17 protein-coding genes and 1 tRNA gene are annotated in these 16,274 nt (G+C 64.4%); 13 read left to right on the forward strand and 5 right to left on the reverse strand.

What is annotated here, in order from left to right:
* Positions 1-235 precede the first annotated feature (235 nt).
* Genes F600_RS28375 through F600_RS0114460 form a run of 6 tightly spaced genes read left to right on the forward strand, consistent with a single transcriptional unit; the run spans position 236 to position 4,910 of the window.
* Positions 236-865: a hypothetical protein gene (locus tag F600_RS28375; RefSeq protein ID WP_018161331.1), complete on the forward strand. Its 630-nt coding sequence runs from the start codon at positions 236-238 to the stop codon at positions 863-865.
* Entirely contained in the window at positions 865-1,581 is a 717-nt protein-coding gene (locus tag F600_RS0114440; protein ID WP_018161332.1) for a DUF8176 domain-containing protein, read from the forward strand. The genes F600_RS28375 and F600_RS0114440 overlap by 1 nt, the downstream gene beginning before the upstream one ends.
* Entirely contained in the window at positions 1,574-2,410 is an 837-nt protein-coding gene (locus F600_RS28380; protein ID WP_018161333.1) for a MinD/ParA family ATP-binding protein, read from the forward strand. The genes F600_RS0114440 and F600_RS28380 overlap by 8 nt, the downstream gene beginning before the upstream one ends.
* Before the next feature lie 53 nt (positions 2,411-2,463).
* A complete protein-coding gene (locus F600_RS31660; protein WP_018161334.1) occupies positions 2,464-2,739 on the forward strand; it encodes a hypothetical protein in 276 nt (91 codons plus the stop codon).
* Between the two features lie 2 nt (positions 2,740-2,741).
* Positions 2,742-3,476, forward strand: coding sequence for a helix-turn-helix domain-containing protein (locus F600_RS31665; RefSeq protein ID WP_026306544.1), 735 nt, complete (start codon positions 2,742-2,744; stop codon positions 3,474-3,476).
* A gap of 42 nt (positions 3,477-3,518) precedes the next feature.
* Entirely contained in the window at positions 3,519-4,910 is a 1,392-nt protein-coding gene (locus F600_RS0114460) for a glycine--tRNA ligase (protein ID WP_026306545.1), read from the forward strand.
* On the opposite strand, the gene F600_RS0114465 is transcribed toward F600_RS0114460, so the two are convergent.
* Complete coding sequence (locus F600_RS0114465) at positions 4,888-5,067, reverse strand: hypothetical protein (RefSeq protein ID WP_018161337.1); 180 nt, start codon at positions 5,065-5,067, stop codon at positions 4,888-4,890. The genes F600_RS0114460 and F600_RS0114465 overlap by 23 nt on opposite strands.
* 80 nt (positions 5,068-5,147) lie before the next feature.
* Here F600_RS0114465 and F600_RS0114470 point away from each other — a divergent pair, with 80 nt between their 5' ends.
* Positions 5,148-6,203 (forward strand): DUF475 domain-containing protein, encoded by a 1,056-nt coding sequence (locus F600_RS0114470; RefSeq protein WP_018161338.1) that lies wholly within the window; start codon positions 5,148-5,150, stop codon positions 6,201-6,203.
* A gap of 62 nt (positions 6,204-6,265) precedes the next feature.
* On the opposite strand, the gene F600_RS0114475 is transcribed toward F600_RS0114470, so the two are convergent.
* Positions 6,266-7,123: a DUF559 domain-containing protein gene (locus tag F600_RS0114475; RefSeq protein WP_018161339.1), complete on the reverse strand. Its 858-nt coding sequence runs from the start codon at positions 7,121-7,123 to the stop codon at positions 6,266-6,268.
* Between the two features lie 219 nt (positions 7,124-7,342).
* Between F600_RS0114475 and F600_RS0114480 the strand changes: the two genes are divergently transcribed.
* Genes F600_RS0114480 through dnaG form a run of 3 tightly spaced genes read left to right on the forward strand, consistent with a single transcriptional unit; the run spans position 7,343 to position 11,088 of the window.
* A complete protein-coding gene (locus tag F600_RS0114480; protein WP_245541551.1) occupies positions 7,343-7,963 on the forward strand; it encodes a YdcF family protein in 621 nt (206 codons plus the stop codon).
* On the forward strand, positions 7,960-9,198 hold the full coding sequence (locus F600_RS0114485) for a deoxyguanosinetriphosphate triphosphohydrolase (protein WP_018161341.1): 1,239 nt from the start codon (positions 7,960-7,962) through the stop codon (positions 9,196-9,198). Before F600_RS0114480 ends, F600_RS0114485 begins: the two co-directional genes overlap by 4 nt.
* A gap of 9 nt (positions 9,199-9,207) precedes the next feature.
* A complete protein-coding gene (gene dnaG, locus F600_RS0114490; protein ID WP_018161342.1) occupies positions 9,208-11,088 on the forward strand; it encodes a DNA primase in 1,881 nt (626 codons plus the stop codon).
* Here dnaG and F600_RS0114495 read toward each other — a convergent pair.
* A complete protein-coding gene (locus tag F600_RS0114495) occupies positions 11,085-11,333 on the reverse strand; it encodes a hypothetical protein (protein WP_026306546.1) in 249 nt (82 codons plus the stop codon). The two genes, dnaG and F600_RS0114495, sit on opposite strands and share 4 nt — an antisense overlap.
* A 148-nt stretch (positions 11,334-11,481) precedes the next feature.
* On the opposite strand from F600_RS0114495, the gene F600_RS0114500 reads away from it, so the two are divergent.
* Positions 11,482-11,554, forward strand: a tRNA-Asn gene (locus F600_RS0114500).
* A 93-nt stretch (positions 11,555-11,647) separates the two neighbouring features.
* Here F600_RS0114500 and F600_RS0114505 read toward each other — a convergent pair.
* Together F600_RS0114505 and F600_RS0114510 are read right to left on the reverse strand one after the other, a co-directional pair.
* Entirely contained in the window at positions 11,648-12,223 is a 576-nt protein-coding gene (locus F600_RS0114505) for an ATPase (RefSeq protein WP_018161344.1), read from the reverse strand.
* On the reverse strand, positions 12,220-12,609 hold the full coding sequence (locus tag F600_RS0114510) for a TA system antitoxin ParD family protein (RefSeq protein WP_018161345.1): 390 nt from the start codon (positions 12,607-12,609) through the stop codon (positions 12,220-12,222). The genes F600_RS0114505 and F600_RS0114510 overlap by 4 nt, the downstream gene beginning before the upstream one ends.
* Before the next feature lie 389 nt (positions 12,610-12,998).
* Here F600_RS0114510 and F600_RS0114515 point away from each other — a divergent pair, with 389 nt between their 5' ends.
* Both F600_RS0114515 and F600_RS0114520 read left to right on the forward strand, forming a co-directional pair.
* Complete coding sequence (locus F600_RS0114515; RefSeq protein ID WP_018161346.1) at positions 12,999-14,717, forward strand: acetyl/propionyl/methylcrotonyl-CoA carboxylase subunit alpha; 1,719 nt, start codon at positions 12,999-13,001, stop codon at positions 14,715-14,717.
* Positions 14,714-16,261, forward strand: coding sequence for an acyl-CoA carboxylase subunit beta (locus tag F600_RS0114520; RefSeq protein ID WP_018161347.1), 1,548 nt, complete (start codon positions 14,714-14,716; stop codon positions 16,259-16,261). Before F600_RS0114515 ends, F600_RS0114520 begins: the two co-directional genes overlap by 4 nt.
* The last annotated feature ends 13 nt before the right edge of the window (positions 16,262-16,274 follow it).

The raw sequence follows: 16,274 nt of genomic DNA on the forward strand, positions 1-16,274 counted from the left end.
GTTCAGCTGCCGTCCAGCTATGGCGATAGTCACAGGATTGATCAACTGTGACCTGTAACTCTTTCTGAATTATTTTGGCCGGCAATGTAATTCAAAATTCGACTCGCAGGGCTGAATTTTGTGCCCGTCAAATCGACTACATCCCGCCAAAAATGCGGACCGTATCGTAACTCAAGGTTTGCGACGAAATGCGCAAATCGGGGGAAATGTTGTTGTGTTTTTTGGAGGGGCACCCATGGCGAACGAGCGTCTCGGTGAAGGGAACCGCATCGCGCGGAAAATCGCAGCGATTGGCGCGCTGCCGATGGCAGTTGCCGTTGTGGCGGCGGGCGTAGGAGTAGCGGATACCGTACAGCCGGCTGCCGACCCGGCGCCGACGGACAGCGCCCAGGCTCAATCTCAGGTGACCGAGCCGACGACCGACACCAAGATCGGCGCGGGCGTCTCGGCCGGTAGTGAGAACACCGTCGTGCTCGCGGCGTCGTCCACCCCGCTCGGACCCGCACCGCTGACCGCCGAGCAGCAGCAGTTCGTCGACAACGGCCAGGCGGCCGGTACGACGGTCGGCGCCACTGGTGGCGCTGCCGCCGCCGGCGCGCCCGCCGCGGCTGCAGGTGCCGTCGCGGGTGGCGCCATCGGCACGGCAGTTGCCGGTCCGGTGGGCACCATCCCGGGTGCGGTCATCGGTGGCGTCGCCGCCGGTGCGATCGCCGGATACATCGGCGCTTCGGTTGGCTCAGAGGTCGGCGGAAACGTCGGCGCGAAGGTGGCCGAAGACCAGGTGCGCAGTGAGAACGGCGATACCCCGTCCGACAGCGGTTCGTTCGGCGACGCGGTCGCCGGGATCCCGCTGCTGGCGCCGTAGTGGCCGGCGAGCAGAACCGCGACTACGCAGGACCGTGGTTCCCGCCCGTCGCGGCACCGCCAGTTCCAGCCCCGCCGCCGGTCGAGGCGCCGGTTGAGGCGGAGATCCGCGCTCCCGCGTGGCTCGTCAACGAGCCGGAACCGGAGCCGAAGCCCGAGCCGGTCGTCGCCGCGACCCCGCGGAAGACTCGTCGGCGCTGGCTGATGCCCGGCGCGGCATCGATGGTCGTGGCCATGGCTCTGGTCGGCATCGGCGCGGCCTATGCGTTGTCCCGTGGATCGGATTCGACCACTCACACCCTGGCCGAACCGTCCCTGCAGAGCGTCAACGAGCTCACGCCGTCGGACTGGTGCCCGGAGATCAACGAACCGAAGCACATTATGGGTTCGGGCAAGGGCGATCTGCGGACCGGGACCGGGCTGATCCTGTGGTGGGAACACGCCTACTACGTCGAGCGGGATCCGGACGCGCTGCACTCGGCGTTCGCCCCGGGAGCGCCGGTGGCATCGCTCGAAACCATGCGTCGTGCTGTCGACGCGGTGCCGGTCGGGACGAAGTATTGCGTCGAAATCGTGGTGGAAGCGCCACAACGATTCCGGGTTCATATAGACGCGCTCTCACCGGACGGAAAAGCCGTAACGTGGGGCCAAATCATGATCGTCACTGACGTCGAAGGCCGCCCCATGATCAGCGCTGTCCGTCCGATTGATGAGTAGTTCGGACACCTCCGACGCTCAGCCCGAGTGGATGCGGGAATCGGGCTTGCCGCCGGTGACGGCGGTGCCCGATCCGCGAAACGCTGCTATCCGCATCTCCACGGGTGCTCCGCTCCCGCCGCCAGTTCTGGTTCTCGGCGGGAGCGGCGGCTCGGGTTCGACCACGACGGCGGCCGGGCTCGGTTCCGTTCTTGCTTCCGACGGCCACGCTGCTGTCCTCGTCGATGCCACGCCTGCGGGTGGCGACGCGGCACTGCGAACCAGTGACGAATCGCGGGGACTCGCCAGCGTGCAGACGTGGTTGGCGTCGGGGGAGCCGTACCTGCCGGAATCGATCGATCAGGCATGTGGGAAGTCGAAGTCGGGGATGCGGGTTCTCGGTCGTGGCGACGAACCGTTCCCCGGTCGCGAGACGATGGTCTCGGTGCATCGGCACCTCACCGCCGCGGGGCACGTCCCCGTTTATGACGCCGGTGCGCCGGCACAATCTCGTCTCATCCGGCCACTGCTGTACGACCCCCGCGTGCCGGTCGTCATGACGGTTTCGGCCCGCGCGGATGCCGCGAACCGACTGCTTCCGGTACTGCAATGGCTCGATCGCGAATTCGGCGAGTTCGTCGTGCGCGACTGTGCGATTGCCGTGACCGCACAGGCTCCTGACGCGGCGGATATTGCATCTCACCTGCGGAAACACCTCGATGGATGGGTGCGAACGGTCGTCGCGGTCCCGTATGACCCGCATCTCGCGTCCGGCTCGCTCATCACCTGGAAGGAACTGCGCGCCGAGACGCGATCGGCGTACGCGGACCTCCTCGCTGCGCTCCGCTAGGTATTACCTCTGAGGTAATTGCCCGATTTACCTCTCGGACGGATCGTTGAGGCATGTCCGAAACCGAAGTTCCTCGTTGGCTGCATCTCGTTGTGTGCGCGGACCGGGACGGCTCGTCCTGGTACGTCGGTTGCGGGTTCTTCTTCGCGCCGATCCTCGCGCTGGTCTCGCCCTGGCCCACGGTCACCACCGTGCTGTGGGTGATGGTGAGTCTGTTCGGTTTGTGGCTCGGTTTGCTCGGGATCGCGATGGCCACCGGATTCGCCCTCGTGATGCGATCGAACGGTCAGATCTCCGACGAATATTGGGCGAAGGCCCTCAAGCTGTGACCATGACTGCCGGACCCCTCCTTCGCCAGTGGCGGGAGCGTCGCCGTATGAGCCAGCTCGAACTCGCTACGAGCGCAGGCGTTTCGGTTCGGCACGTCAGCTTCGTCGAGACGGGTCGGTCCCAGCCCTCGCGCGCTCTTCTGCTCAAACTCGGTGAGCACTTGGACATACCGCTCCGTGAGCGGAACTCGCTGCTGCTCGCCGGTGGATTCGCGCCCGTGTTCCACGAAAGCGAGCTGCCCGTGTCGGTCATTTCGGATGCGATCCGGAAGATTCTCGACGCCCAATTGCCGTACCCCGCGATCGTGGTCGATCGGCACTGGAACATGGTCGACGCGAATGCAGCCGTGGCGGCGTTCACTGTCGGATGCGCGGGCTTCCTACTGGAACCGCCCGTGAACGTGCTGCGCCTGAGCCTGCATCCCGAGGGCTTCGCGCCGCGGATCGCGAACCTCGGGCAGTGGCGGGCGCACGTTCTCGAACGACTGGCTCGGCAGGTCGCCGCCAGCGGAGACGCCGAGCTTGCGGCGCTGGAAACCGAGCTCAGCGAATATCCCGGCAGCTCGGACGAGGTGCCTGACACCAATCCGTTGGTCGTGCCGCTCGTCCTCAAGGACGGGGCGTCCTTCTTCACCACAACCACCGTTTTCGGCACCCCGCTCGACATCACACTCGCCGAACTCGCGATCGAGTCGTTCTTCCCCGCCGATGAAGAGACCGCGGCCCGGTACCGATAGGCTTGCTCGGGTTCCGAGTTTGAAGAGCAGGAGAGTTTCGTCGTGGCTGTGAAGTCCCAGATCGACACCGTCGCCAACCTGGCCAAGCGCCGTGGACTGGTCTACCCATGCGGTGAGATCTACGGCGGAACGCGGTCCGCGTGGGACTACGGCCCGCTCGGCGTCGAGCTCAAGGAGAACATCAAGAAGCAGTGGTGGCGCTCGATGGTCACCAGCCGCGAAGATGTTGTCGGCCTTGACTCCTCGGTCATCCTGCCGCGCCAGGTGTGGGTCGCGTCCGGTCACGTCGGCGTCTTCAACGACCCGCTGGTCGAGTGCCTGAACTGCCACAAGCGCCACCGCCAGGATCACTTGCAGGAAGCGCTTGCGGAGAAGAAGGGCATCGCCGACCCGGAATCGATCCCGATGGAAGAGATCGTCTGTCCGGACTGTGGCACCAAGGGCCGCTGGACCGAGCCGCGCGACTTCAACATGATGCTCAAGACCTACCTCGGTGTCATCGAGTCCGAGGAGGGCCTGCACTACCTTCGTCCGGAGACCGCGCAGGGCATCTTCGTGAACTTCGCGAACGTCATGACGACCGCGCGCAAGAAGCCGCCGTTCGGTATCGCCCAGATCGGTAAGAGCTTCCGCAACGAGATCACGCCCGGAAACTTCATCTTCCGCACGCGCGAGTTCGAGCAGATGGAGATGGAATTCTTCGTCAAGCCGGGCGAGGACGAGACGTGGCACCAGTACTGGATCGACACGCGTCTGAAGTGGTACACCGACCTCGGCATCAACCCGGAGAACCTGCGGCTGTACGAGCACCCGAAGGAAAAGCTGTCGCACTACTCGACGCGGACCGTCGACATCGAGTACCGCTTCCAGTTCGCCGGTAGCGAGTGGGGCGAGCTCGAGGGCGTCGCAAACCGCACCGATTTCGACCTCACGACGCACAGCAAGCACAGCGGCACCGACCTCAACTACTTCGACCAGACGACGGGTGAGCGCTACACGCCGTACGTCATCGAGCCGGCCGCTGGTTTGACGCGTTCGCTCATGGCGTTCCTCGTCGACGCGTACTTCGAAGACGAGGCCCCGAACGCCAAGGGTGGCGTCGACAAGCGCACGGTGCTCAAGCTCGACCGTCGACTCGCGCCGATCAAGGCTGCGGTCCTGCCGCTGTCGCGGCACGCCGACCTGACGCCGAAGGCCAAGGACCTGGCGGCTCAGTTGCGGCAGTACTGGAACGTCGAATTCGACGACGCCGGTGCGATCGGCCGTCGATACCGTCGACAGGACGAAGTCGGAACTCCGTTCTGCGTGACCGTCGACTTCGACACCCTGGAAGACCAGGCCGTGACCGTTCGGGAGCGGGACACCATGACTCAGGAGCGCGTCGCGCTGTCGCAGGTCGAGGACTACCTGGCTACCCGTTTGAAGGGCTGCTAGCGGACTTCAGGTGCTTGGCGATCTCGCGCACCGCTTGCGCGAGTTCGTCGATCGCCCGCCGGGTCGAGGGATCTTCGATCGCCCGGGCCTCGCTCTGCGCCTTCTGCACTCGGTTGTGAAGTGCTGCGATAAGTTCTGCCGTACCGGAATTCGTCATGCAGTGAGTGTCCCGGACACCTCGCGTTTCCGGAATGTCCGAAATTGCCAGGTATCTTCGAAGGTAACGAAAGGGCATGGGTGCTAAGAATTTTTGGGTGGTCTCTGGGCGTCAGCCTTCTCGCACTCGCCGCCGGGTTCTGGTACGGCGGCTGGGAAGCGTTCGTTCTCGTCCTGATTCTGGGCGCGTTCGAGGTGTCGATTTCGTTCGACAACGCAGTGCTGAACGCCACGATCCTGCAGCGTATGAGCGAGTTCTGGCAGAAGATCTTCTTGACGGTCGGCATCGTGATCGCGGTGTTCGGTATGCGGTTGGTTTTCCCGCTCGCGATCGTTTGGGTCACCGCTGGTCTTGATCCCGTTCGGGCGGTCGACCTCGCGCTGAACCCGCCGGCAAACGGGGCGGCGACCTTCCCGGACGGTTCGCCGAGCTACGAGACGATCCTCACCGGCGCGCATCCGCAGATCGCATCGTTCGGTGGAATCTTCCTGCTCATGCTGTTCCTGAACTTCGTGTTCACGCAGCGCGACATCACGTGGCTGACCCACGTCGAGGAATTCCTGGCCAAGATCGGCAAGCTCGATCAGTTGGCGGTCGTCATCAGCGCTGTGGTGATCCTGGTGATCGGATCGATCGCGCCGGACGGCGAGCAGGCGACGGTGCTTGTCTCCGGATTGGTCGGTCTCGTCACGTTCATCGTGGTCGACGGCCTGGGCAAGATGTTCCATCCGGAGGACCAAGCTGGTCCCTCGGCCGCGGTGGTCGCGACCGGTAAAGCCGGATTCTTCCTCTTCATGTACCTCGAAGTGCTCGACGCGTCCTTCTCGTTCGACGGCGTGATCGGCGCCTTCGCGATCACCTCCGACCCGGTGATCATCGCGCTGGGCCTCGGACTCATCGGTGCGATGTTCGTTCGGTCGATCACGGTGTTCCTGGTCCGCAAGGGCACGCTCGGCGAGTACGTCTACCTCGAGCACGGCGCCCACTGGGCGATCGGTGCGCTGGCGTTCATCCTGCTGCTGTCGATCAAGGTGCACGTGCCCGAGATCGTCACCGGAATGGTCGGAATCATGCTGATCCTGGCTGCATTCTTTGCCTCGGTGCGGCGGAACAAGCGGGAAGCGGTCGAAGCTTAGGGGTCCTGCACCCTCACGCCGGTTTGGGGTCGCGCCAGAACCAGTGTGAGGGTGCGCAGCGGCTATTCAGGCCGCCAGCCCTGTTCGCGCAAGGCCCTTTCGACCCGGTCGACAAGCAGCCATGGAGACCTGAGCAGGTCCTTCGTCACTCGAAGGACCTTCCATCCGAGCTGGTCGAGCAGGTAATAGCGTTCGACGTCGAGCACCAACTGCTCGTCGTTGTCGTGATCGCCACCTTCGTACTCGATGAGGACCCGCCATTGGCGGTAGCCCATGTCGCAGCGTGCTACGAAGCTGTGCCTCGCATCGCGAATGATGATTTGCGTCTCAGGCCGGGGGAGTCCGTGTTCGACGATCGTCAGCCGAGTGCGGGTCTCCTGGGGTGACTCGGCACCGCCATCCATGGCGTGCGCGACCGCACGGACGTGAACGCGTTTGCTGTGGGTGGGGTGGTTCTCCAGGACCTCGAGCACGGCTTCGGCGTCAATCTTGGTCGCATGTGCGAGCGCATCGACAGCAATGACCGCGGGGTCGAAGGAGAGCCCCCGCGCGAGATCGTATGCGGTTCGGGCAGCCGTCGTGACATGGAACCCGGCAAGCTCGATGATCTCCTCAGGGAGGAGAATCTGCCGCCGAACGGTCAGGCCGGCGTGCTTTCGCCAGCGGCTACGTGTGGTTATCTCCGCAGGTTGGTGCGGGTCGATCCATTCTGCGCCGTGGAGCGCTGACGCGGAGAACCCGGAGAGCACGCCGTCTCCCTTCATCCAGTGCCCGGCCGCGAGGCTCCGAGTCCGGAAGTCGACTTCGGCTCGCTTGTCGATCCACACGTCGGGAAAGATCCGCTTGTTTCGTGATTCGAGTTGGCTGCGAGTCAAGCCCGAGCCGATTGCCCAACTGCCAGGGAACGGTTCGAATTCCATGAACGGATAGACGCGGCGAAACCGGTTTTGGACCCCTCCGAACCGGCCCGGCACCCTCACGCTGGTTTAGCGTCGCTGCAGAACCGGCGTGAGGGTGCACTGCGTCGCCGCGTCAGAACTTTCCCGGCTACCTGGCACACTGATGGAGTGAGTTTTTCGCCGACCGACGAATACTGGGAACCTCAGCTCGAGGCGCCGCGCCGGTCCTTCCTCGGCAGTGTGGTCACCTGGTTCGTCCGCCTGTTCGTGGGCGCGATCGTGATGGCGACGCTCGTTGTGGGCGCGACCGCCGTCCGAACGTGGCAGGTCGCAAGGATCGACGACCGAACACACGCTGATGCGATCGTGGTGCTCGGGGCGGCGCAATACGACGGCACACCGTCCTCGGTTTTCGAGGCGCGACTCGAGTGGGCCAAGATGCTCTTCGAGGAAGGCGTCGCGCCGGCGATCATCACCGTGGGCGGCAAGCAGGTCGGTGACAACTACACCGAAGCTCGCTCCGGCAGGTCCTATCTCGCCAAGGCAGGCGTTCCGGTCAACAACCTCATCGCCGTCGAACACGGCAATGACACCCTCGAGAGCATCGAGGCGGTGAAGAACGAGATGGACACGCGCGGAATGAAATCCGCGGTTCTCGTGAGCGACCCCTGGCATGAGATGCGCACGCGGACGATGGCCCGCGACCTCGGCATCGATGCGTGGACCTCTCCCACCCGACAGGGCCCCGCGGTGTTCACACGCGAGTCGCAGCTCCACGGAATCATCCGGGAGACAGGCGCATTGCTCTGGTACCAGCTCACCCATTCTTCGGCAGATTTCCAATACACTGCGGCTCAGTGAGCCTCTACAACGACCATGACCATGAGCGTGTGGTCGATGAGCAGCCGAAGACCGCTGGTCTGAGCAAGCCCTATCGGCGCACCGACTTCGCCCGTGACCGTGCCCGGGTTCTGCACAGTGCTGCGTTCCGTCGGCTCGCCGACAAGACCCAGGTCATGGGCCCGCGCGAGGGTGACACCCCGCGCACCCGGCTGACGCATTCGCTGGAAGTGGCGCAGATCGGTCGGAGTATCGCCGAGGGCCTGGGCTGCGATCCCGACCTTGTCGACCTCGCTGGACTCGCTCACGACATCGGGCACCCGCCGTATGGCCACAACGGTGAGCGCGCGCTCGATGAGTTCGCCGAGGGCTATGGCGGATTCGAAGGCAATGCGCAGAACCTGCGAATCCTCACGTACCTCGAGCCGAAGGTGCTCGACGCCGACGGCCACAGCGTGGGCCTGAATCTCACGCGAGCTTCGCTCGACGCCGTGACGAAGTACCCGTGGGTGCGGACCGCGACCGGCAAGAAGTTCGGTGCCTACGCGATCGACGGGCACCAGCTCGCGTGGGTGCGGGACGGTGCGGCTGGTCAGCGGCAGTGTGTCGAGGCCCAGATCATGGACTGGTCGGATGACGTCGCGTACTCGGTGCACGACGTCGAGGACGGAATCATCGCGGGCCGAGTGTCGCTGCGTGCCCTCGCCGACCCGACCGAACAACGGTTCCTCGCGGCCATGGGCGCCGGCCACCACTACGACGTCTCGAGCGACGACTTGATCGCTGCGGCGCAACGACTGTCCGCCCTGCCGGCGGTCGTCGACGCCGGTCGCTGGGACGGGACGCTCGCCAGTCAGGTCGTTCTCAAGCGGATGACGAGTGAGTTGGTGGGCCGGTTCGCCACGGCCGTCGTGACGTCGACGCGGAACAAGTACGGTCCGGACCCGCTCACTCGTTACCGCGCCGATCTGTGCGTCCCCAAGACGGTGGCCGCCGAGGTCGCGCTGCTCAAGACTGTCGCACTTCGGTTTGTCATGAGCAATGAGCAGCATCTGCAGCGGCAGGAGCGGCAGCGTGAGCTCATTCACGAGGTCGCGGACCGGATGATGCAGTGGGCTCCAGTTGGGTTGGACGCGATGTTCCTGCCGATGTGGCAGGCCTCGAGCACCGAAGCGCAGCGGGTCCGCGTCGTCGTCGATCAGATTGCGTCGTACACCGAGAGCCGGCTCGAACGCATGGCCGCGAGTGGCGGGTAGCCTGTTCGAGTGGCTGGCCGGATTCCTGATCGTGACATCACGGCGATTCGCGAGCGCGCCCATATCGAGGACGTGGTCGGTGAGTACGTCGCGCTGAAAGCGGCGCGTGGCGATTCGATGCCGGGTCTTTGCCCGTTCCACGATGAGAAGACCCCGTCGTTTCACGTGCGTCCGAGCGTCGGCACGTTCCACTGCTTCGGCTGTGGCGAGGGCGGCGACGTCTTCACGTTCTTGCAGAAGATGGAGCACATTGGCTTCATCGAGGCCGTTGAGCGCCTGGCGGACAAGCTCGGCTATCAGATCACCTACGAGGGTGGCGGAACGTCGGTCCAGCGTGACCGCGGAACTCGTACGCGACTTGTCGCAGCCAACGAAGCAGCGCAGAAGTTCTACGCCGAGCAGCTGAACTCGCCGGAGGCATCTGCCGCGCGAAAGTACTTGACGGAACGCAACTTCGACGGCAATGCGGCCCGCCTCTACGGTTGCGGCTACGCGCCCGCGGGCTGGGACACGCTCACCAAGCACCTGATTCGCAAAGGCTTCGAGTTCAAGGAGCTGATTGAAGCCGGCCTTGCCCTGCAAGGCAAGCGTGGACCGATCGACCGGTTCCATAGGCGGTTGCTCTGGCCGATCCGGAATCTGTCGGGCGAGGTGATCGGCTTCGGGGCGCGCAAGCTCTACGACGACGACACCATGCCGGGGAAGTACGTCAACACTCCTGAGACGGTTCTGTACAAGAAGTCGCAGGTGCTGTTCGGTATCGATCACGCGAAGCGCGAGATCGCCAAGTCTCATCAGGCGGTCGTGGTCGAGGGCTACACCGACGTCATGGCGATGCACCTAGCCGGTGTCAAGACAGCCGTCGCATCATGTGGCACGGCCTTCGGCGAGGACCACTTGTCATTGCTGCGCCGACTACTCATGGACGACTCGTGGTATCGCGGCGAGATCATCTACACCTTCGACGGTGACGAGGCGGGGCAGAAGGCGGCCCTCAAGGCGTTCGAGGGCGATCAGAAGATGGCCGGAAAGACTTACGTGGCCGTTGCACCGGATGGAATGGATCCCTGCGATTTGCGCCTGAAGTCCGGCGACGCGGCGGTGCGGGATCTGGTGGCTCGGCGCGTTCCGATGTTCCAGTTCGCGGTCAAAGCGGCGCTTGCCGAGTATGACCTCGACAGCGGCGAAGGTCGAGTCGAAGCCCTGCGTCGTACGGTGCCGATGGTTGCCCGCATCAAGGACCGCGCGCTGCGGGACGACTACGCGCGTCAGCTGACCGGTTGGGTCGGTTGGGACGACATCAATGCGGTCGTTCGGCGCGTTCGTGAGGTCGCAGCGAAGGACGAGGGAGCTCCGGTTCAGCCCCCGGTTCGCAAGCCGGTGGCCCCGTCGATGCCCGACGCAAAAGATCCGTCGCTGCGGTTGCAGCGGAACTCCCTGAAGTCGGCGTTGCAGTACCCGGCGATCGCGGGACCGGTGTTTGACTCGCTGCCGGCCGAGGCGTTCACGCATCCGGCGTATGCCGAGGTCAGGCGAGCGATCGCCGCGGCTGGCGGCACGGCGGCGGGTTTGAGCGGCAGCGGGTGGATCGCTGCGGTATCGGGGAACCTTCGTGACGATGCGTTGAAGGAGTTGCTCAGCGGGCTCGGCGTCGAGCCGCTCGACGTCACCGAGGACGCGATCGACCGCTACGTCGCCAGCGTGCTCGCGCGGCTTCAAGAGGTGTGGGTGGGGCAGCAGATCGCGGATCTGAAGTCGAAGCTGCACCGCATCTCGCCGTCCGAGCAGCCCGACGATTACTACGCGATCTTCGGCGACCTTGTCGCGCTGGAGCAGTACCGCCGCAGCCTGCTCGAGCAGGCCATGGGCAACAACATCAACGGGCTTTAGCGGACCCGCAGGTGCTCGTGGGGGACCAGGATTGTGGTCTCTTCGTCAATCGTGTGCAACGGCTCGAGTTGCGGCTGAGTGCTGATCGAGGCGGCGATTTTGTTGCGGCCGGCGTCGACCACCGCACGGGTCACCTGGCTGTCGCGCAGCGCGCGACCGACGCGGGCGATCTGCTCATAGCGTGCCCGCCCAGCCTTGGCTCCGAGAACGTAGCCGATGGAGATACCGAGCATGAGGCGAAACATGCGGACCATACTGCCCGACGACCAGCGGTCTGCCAACGATCGACCGCCCGCTTTAACGAAGTTGGAACCCCGCCGCCACGCCTGTCCTCGCGATTTGGGAGAGCCGCCGCGCGTGCGCTAAAGTCACATGCGTTCCCGAGAGGGACATTCCTCCGTAGCTCAATTGGCAGAGCTCCCGACTGTTAATCGGGCGGTTACTGGTTCGAGTCCAGTCGGGGGAGCAAGAAAAAGCCCCTGACCTGCATAAACTGTGCAGGATCAGCGGGCTATTTTTGTACCCAAAAACGCTTGCCGGGTCGGTCAAAGGGCCGCACCTATCCAAGAACCCGCTTCAGCGGCGCAGGGGTCCACGCCGGACACTGCCCGACCCAGGTCGCGATTCCCGAACTGAACGTCGCCACCGCGCGAGGACCCGCCAGACTGCTGCTGTCGTACAGCGTCGCCGTATCGCTGCGCAGCATCGCTGCCGCCGCCAGATGCCACACTCGTTGATAGCGTTCACGGATCTTGTTCTCGGGAACGTTATGTCCGCCGGCCTGCACTCGGTAGTGCACACGCAGAACCGTGAGCTCCTCGGGAACCATCAGCACGTGCAGGATCACCCGGTAGTCCTTCGCCTGAGCGTCGCCGATGAGTGCAAGCTTGGACGGATGCGAGAACACCGTTTCCGCGATGAAGGACACACCGCTGTCGATAAGACGGTTGCGCGTGTTCGCCGCGATTTCGGCCGCTTCGTACGAGTGAGCCTCCGGATCAGCGGGCCAACGCTGTTTGGCGATCTCATCGGCGTTGACAAAGACGCTGCCGGGCAGCACCTGCTTCAGCGTTGTCGTGACAAACGTGGTTTTGCCGGCACCGTTGGATCCGATGACCAGGTCGAGCCGCTTCACTCAGCGCTCAGAATCCTGCTCGTTCCATCGGGCCGGTATTCGACAAGCCTGCCTTGCTCGTCCAGCGCGACAGTCGTTACGCCCTGACGGGCCAGCACCTCGCCATAGTTGGTGGCGGCCAGTTGCTCGGCGATCGCAGCATCGATCTCCGCATTGAAGACCTCTCCTTCCTCTGGGCTGAGGTCAACGAGCGGCAGGTCGCCGGCGAGCGCCGCCTCGACCCGGCGGCGAGCCGCGGTGTGCCGAATCGACACCGCCCGGCCTACGCGAGCCCAATGCTCAAGCTGCTGGCGACCCGAACGGTTCTGACGAACACCCTCGACCGCCGCACTCTCGATCAGGTCCGCAGAGAACCGCGTGACCTTATCGGCTGCCGACTTGGCCATCCACACTCACCACCCCAATTCCGTTACACCCTGCTACACGAGCGTAGCAATGTGCAACGAAAGACGCACCCGCAAGCCCACAGGGCCTTCTTCGTCGAACGTCAGCGTTGTTCAACAGTGCGTTCGATCGTCCGAAGTGGTCGAACATGTGCCATTCGCACAGGTAAACCGCCATTTCGACTGACGGTGAGCGCTCAACGGTTGCCTCCATTTGTCGTCCCTTTTGGCACTCTGGCGGTTGCTGGTTCGAGTCCAGTCGGGGGAGCGGAAAGTGCCCAAGGCCCGCGTAAGCAGCGGGTTGCGCGGCGGTCCAGGCGTTCCGGACTCTCTTCGCGGAATGCACGACATTGCACACTGTACAAACAAGCGTTTGTTTGTATGCTGGATGAATGTTCGACAAGGTGCTTATCGCGAACCGTGGAGAGATCGCGGTGCGGGTGATCCGAGCGTGCCGCAAGCTCGGCGTGACGTCGGTGGCCGTCCATTCGGATGCGGACGCGGATGCTTTACACGTTCGGCTCGCCGATGAGGCCTACCGCCTCCCGGGCAACACCGCCGCGGAGACGTATCTGAACGTCGACGCGATCATGTCGGCGGTCCGAAGGTCCGGTCCCCAGGCAGTGCATCCCGGCTACGGGTTTCTGTCGGAGAGCACTCTGCTCGCTGATGCGTTGACCGCAGAAGGCCGCACGTTCATTGGCCCGAGTGCAGCCGTCATCGACTCCATGGGAAGCAAGATCACCGCCCGCAAACTCGCCACTGCCGCGGGTGTGCCCAGCGTGCCGGGCGTTGCCGACGCCGTGGTCGGCGCCGACGAAGTGCTCGAGTTCGCCTCGGAGCATGGGTTCCCGATCGCTATCAAGGCGTCCTTCGGTGGCGGTGGCCGCGGAATCCGCGTGGTGCGATATGCCACGGAAGTCGCGGATGCGCTCGAAGCGGCTCAGCGCGAAGCACTCTCGTACTTCGGGCGGGGCGATGTCTTCCTCGAGCGCTACCTCGACCGACCGCGTCACGTCGAAATCCAGATCCTCGCCGACGCCCACGGCAACGCGGTGTGGGTCGGTGACCGTGACTGTTCGGTCCAACGACGTCACCAGAAACTCATCGAGGAAGCACCGGCATCGGTCCTCGACGCGGACCTGCGTGCGCGCATGGGGGAGGCGGCCGTGGCGCTCGCGCGCGAGGTCGGCTACGTCAACGCCGGCACGGTCGAGTTCCTCGTCGAAGACGACGAGTTCTACTTCCTCGAAATGAACACGCGTCTGCAGGTCGAGCATCCGGTGACCGAGATGGTGACGGGAATCGACCTGGTCGTCGAGCAACTTCGGATCGCCGCTGGTGAGGCGCTCAACCTGCGGCAGAGCGACATCGTGACCACCGGTCATGCGATCGAGATCCGGATCAATGCCGAGGACCCGGCCGGGGGACGCTTCATTCCAACACCGGGAACGCTGAAGGAGATCCGCTGGCCAAGCGGTGCCGGTGTCCGGGTCGACCACGGCTACGAGTCCGGCGACACCGTCAGCGAGTACTACGACGGTCTGGTCGCGAAGCTGATCGTCCACGGCCGGGACCGGGCGGACGCGATCGAGCGCACGAAGGCGGCGCTCGACGAATTCTCCGTCACCGGAATCAAGACGACGGTTCCCGCGCAGCGGATGATCCTCGATCACGAGGATTTCGTCGCCGACCGGCACTACACCCGCTGGCTCGAAGACACCGTCACTCTGCCTGAGGCCTTCCGCATTCCGGCGCAACGTTCGGTCGTGACCGTCGCGGGGCGGCAGCACTGGATTCCGCGTCACGGAGTCGCTGACCACCGTCCCCCCGGCGCCATGACCGAAAGGCAAGCCCGGGTCGCGGATGCGCAGTCCGGCGACGGTACGGTCCGTTCGCCGATGCAGGGGACCGTGGTGAAAGTCCTTGCCACCGTTGGCCAAACCGTCCAAGCCACCGACGTCATCTGCGTCGTGGAGGCCATGAAGATGGAAAACGTCGTTCGCGCCGACGTCGACGGAACAGTCCGTGCGATCACGGCTTCCGTCGGAGCGACCGTTGCCCCGGGTGAGACTCTCGCCTTGATTGACCGCAAGGAAGACGCGTCATGACATCGACCATGAACCACTCCGTCCACGACGAACTGCTCGCCAGGCTCGACACCGCGCGTGCCGGCGGGCCAGCGAAGAACCACGAACGGCTCGCTGCGGCCGGCAAATTATTCGTCCGGGACCGCCTGAAGCTGCTGTTCGACGCAGGCACGGATGTCATCGAGGACGGGCTGCTCGCTCGCCACCTCGAGGACCTGCCGGCGGACGGCGTCGTCACCTGCATCGGCACGGTCGATGGACGACGAGTCTGCGTGATCGCCAACGACTTCACCGTCAAGGCGGGTGCCTGGGGCAAGCGCACCTTCGAGAAAATGACCGCGATGCAGCGCCTGGCCGACGAGCTGAGCCTGCCCCTGGTCTATCTCGTCGATGCCGCGGGTGCGCGCATCGACGAGCAGTTCGAGAGCTATGCCGGGCGCAAGGCGTGGGGCAACATCTTCTACAACCAGATCCAGATCTCCGGACGAGTGCCGCAGATCTGCGCGCTGTTCGGGCCGTCACCGGCTGGTTCGGCGTACGTGCCGGCCCTCTGCGACGTGACGATCATGGTGCGCGGAACCGCGACCGCATACATCGGGTCGCCGCGGGTCGCCGAGATGGTCACTGGCGAGAAGGTCTCGCTGGAGGAAATGGGCGGCGCGGATCTACATTCGCGCGTATCGGGCTTGTCCGACTTGCTTGCCGAGACCGAAGAAGAGGCGATCGCCGCGGTACGCCTCTACCTGTCGTACCTGCCGCCGTCGTGGGAGGACAAGCCTCCCGTGATCGAAGGGTGGGATCCGGTTCCGGTCGATGACCTTCGCTCGATCGTTCCCGAGGATCAGGCGACACCGTACGACGTGCACGAACTCATTGACGCCATCGTCGACGCGAACACGTTCTTCGAGCACAAGGAACTGTTCGCGCCCGAACTCGTCACCGGCTTTGCCCGGATGGGCGGTAGCCCGGTCGGCATCGTCGCCAATCAGTCGTCGGTCAAGGCCGGCGTTCTGTTCAGCGACTCGTCCGACAAAGCGGCGCGCTTCATCTGGATGTGCAACGCCTACAACGTTCCGCTGCTGTTCCTCGTCGACGTGCCGGGTTACATGCTCGGCACCGTTGCCGAACGAGAAGGCATCATCCGGCACGGAGCCAAGATGCTGTACGCGGTCGCGGAGTCGACCGTTCCGCGCATCGCAGTGCTAGTCCGTAAGGCCTACGGCGGCGGCTACCTCGGGATGTCGGGCAGTCCAATGAACCCCGATGCGGTGATCGCGCTGCCGACCGCGAAGCCCGCGCTGCTCGGCCCCGAGGGTGCGATCAACGGCATTTACTACAACAAGGTCATGGCGATCGAGGACCTCGACGTACGTGCGAAGTACATCGACGATCTGCGTGCCGAGTACGACAAGAAAATCGACGTCTTCCAGATCGCAAACGAGAACGCGGTGGAAGCCGTGGTCCCGGTCGAAGACCTGCGGCACGAGCTCATCGCCCGCTTTGCGCTGTACCGCGGGCGTCGCAAGCACGTTTCCCCACGCCGCAATGGCGTCTACCCCGTCTGAATGTGCAGGAGAC

Source organism: Smaragdicoccus niigatensis DSM 44881 = NBRC 103563 (assembly GCF_000380645.1).
GTDB lineage: Bacteria > Actinomycetota > Actinomycetes > Mycobacteriales > Mycobacteriaceae > Smaragdicoccus > Smaragdicoccus niigatensis.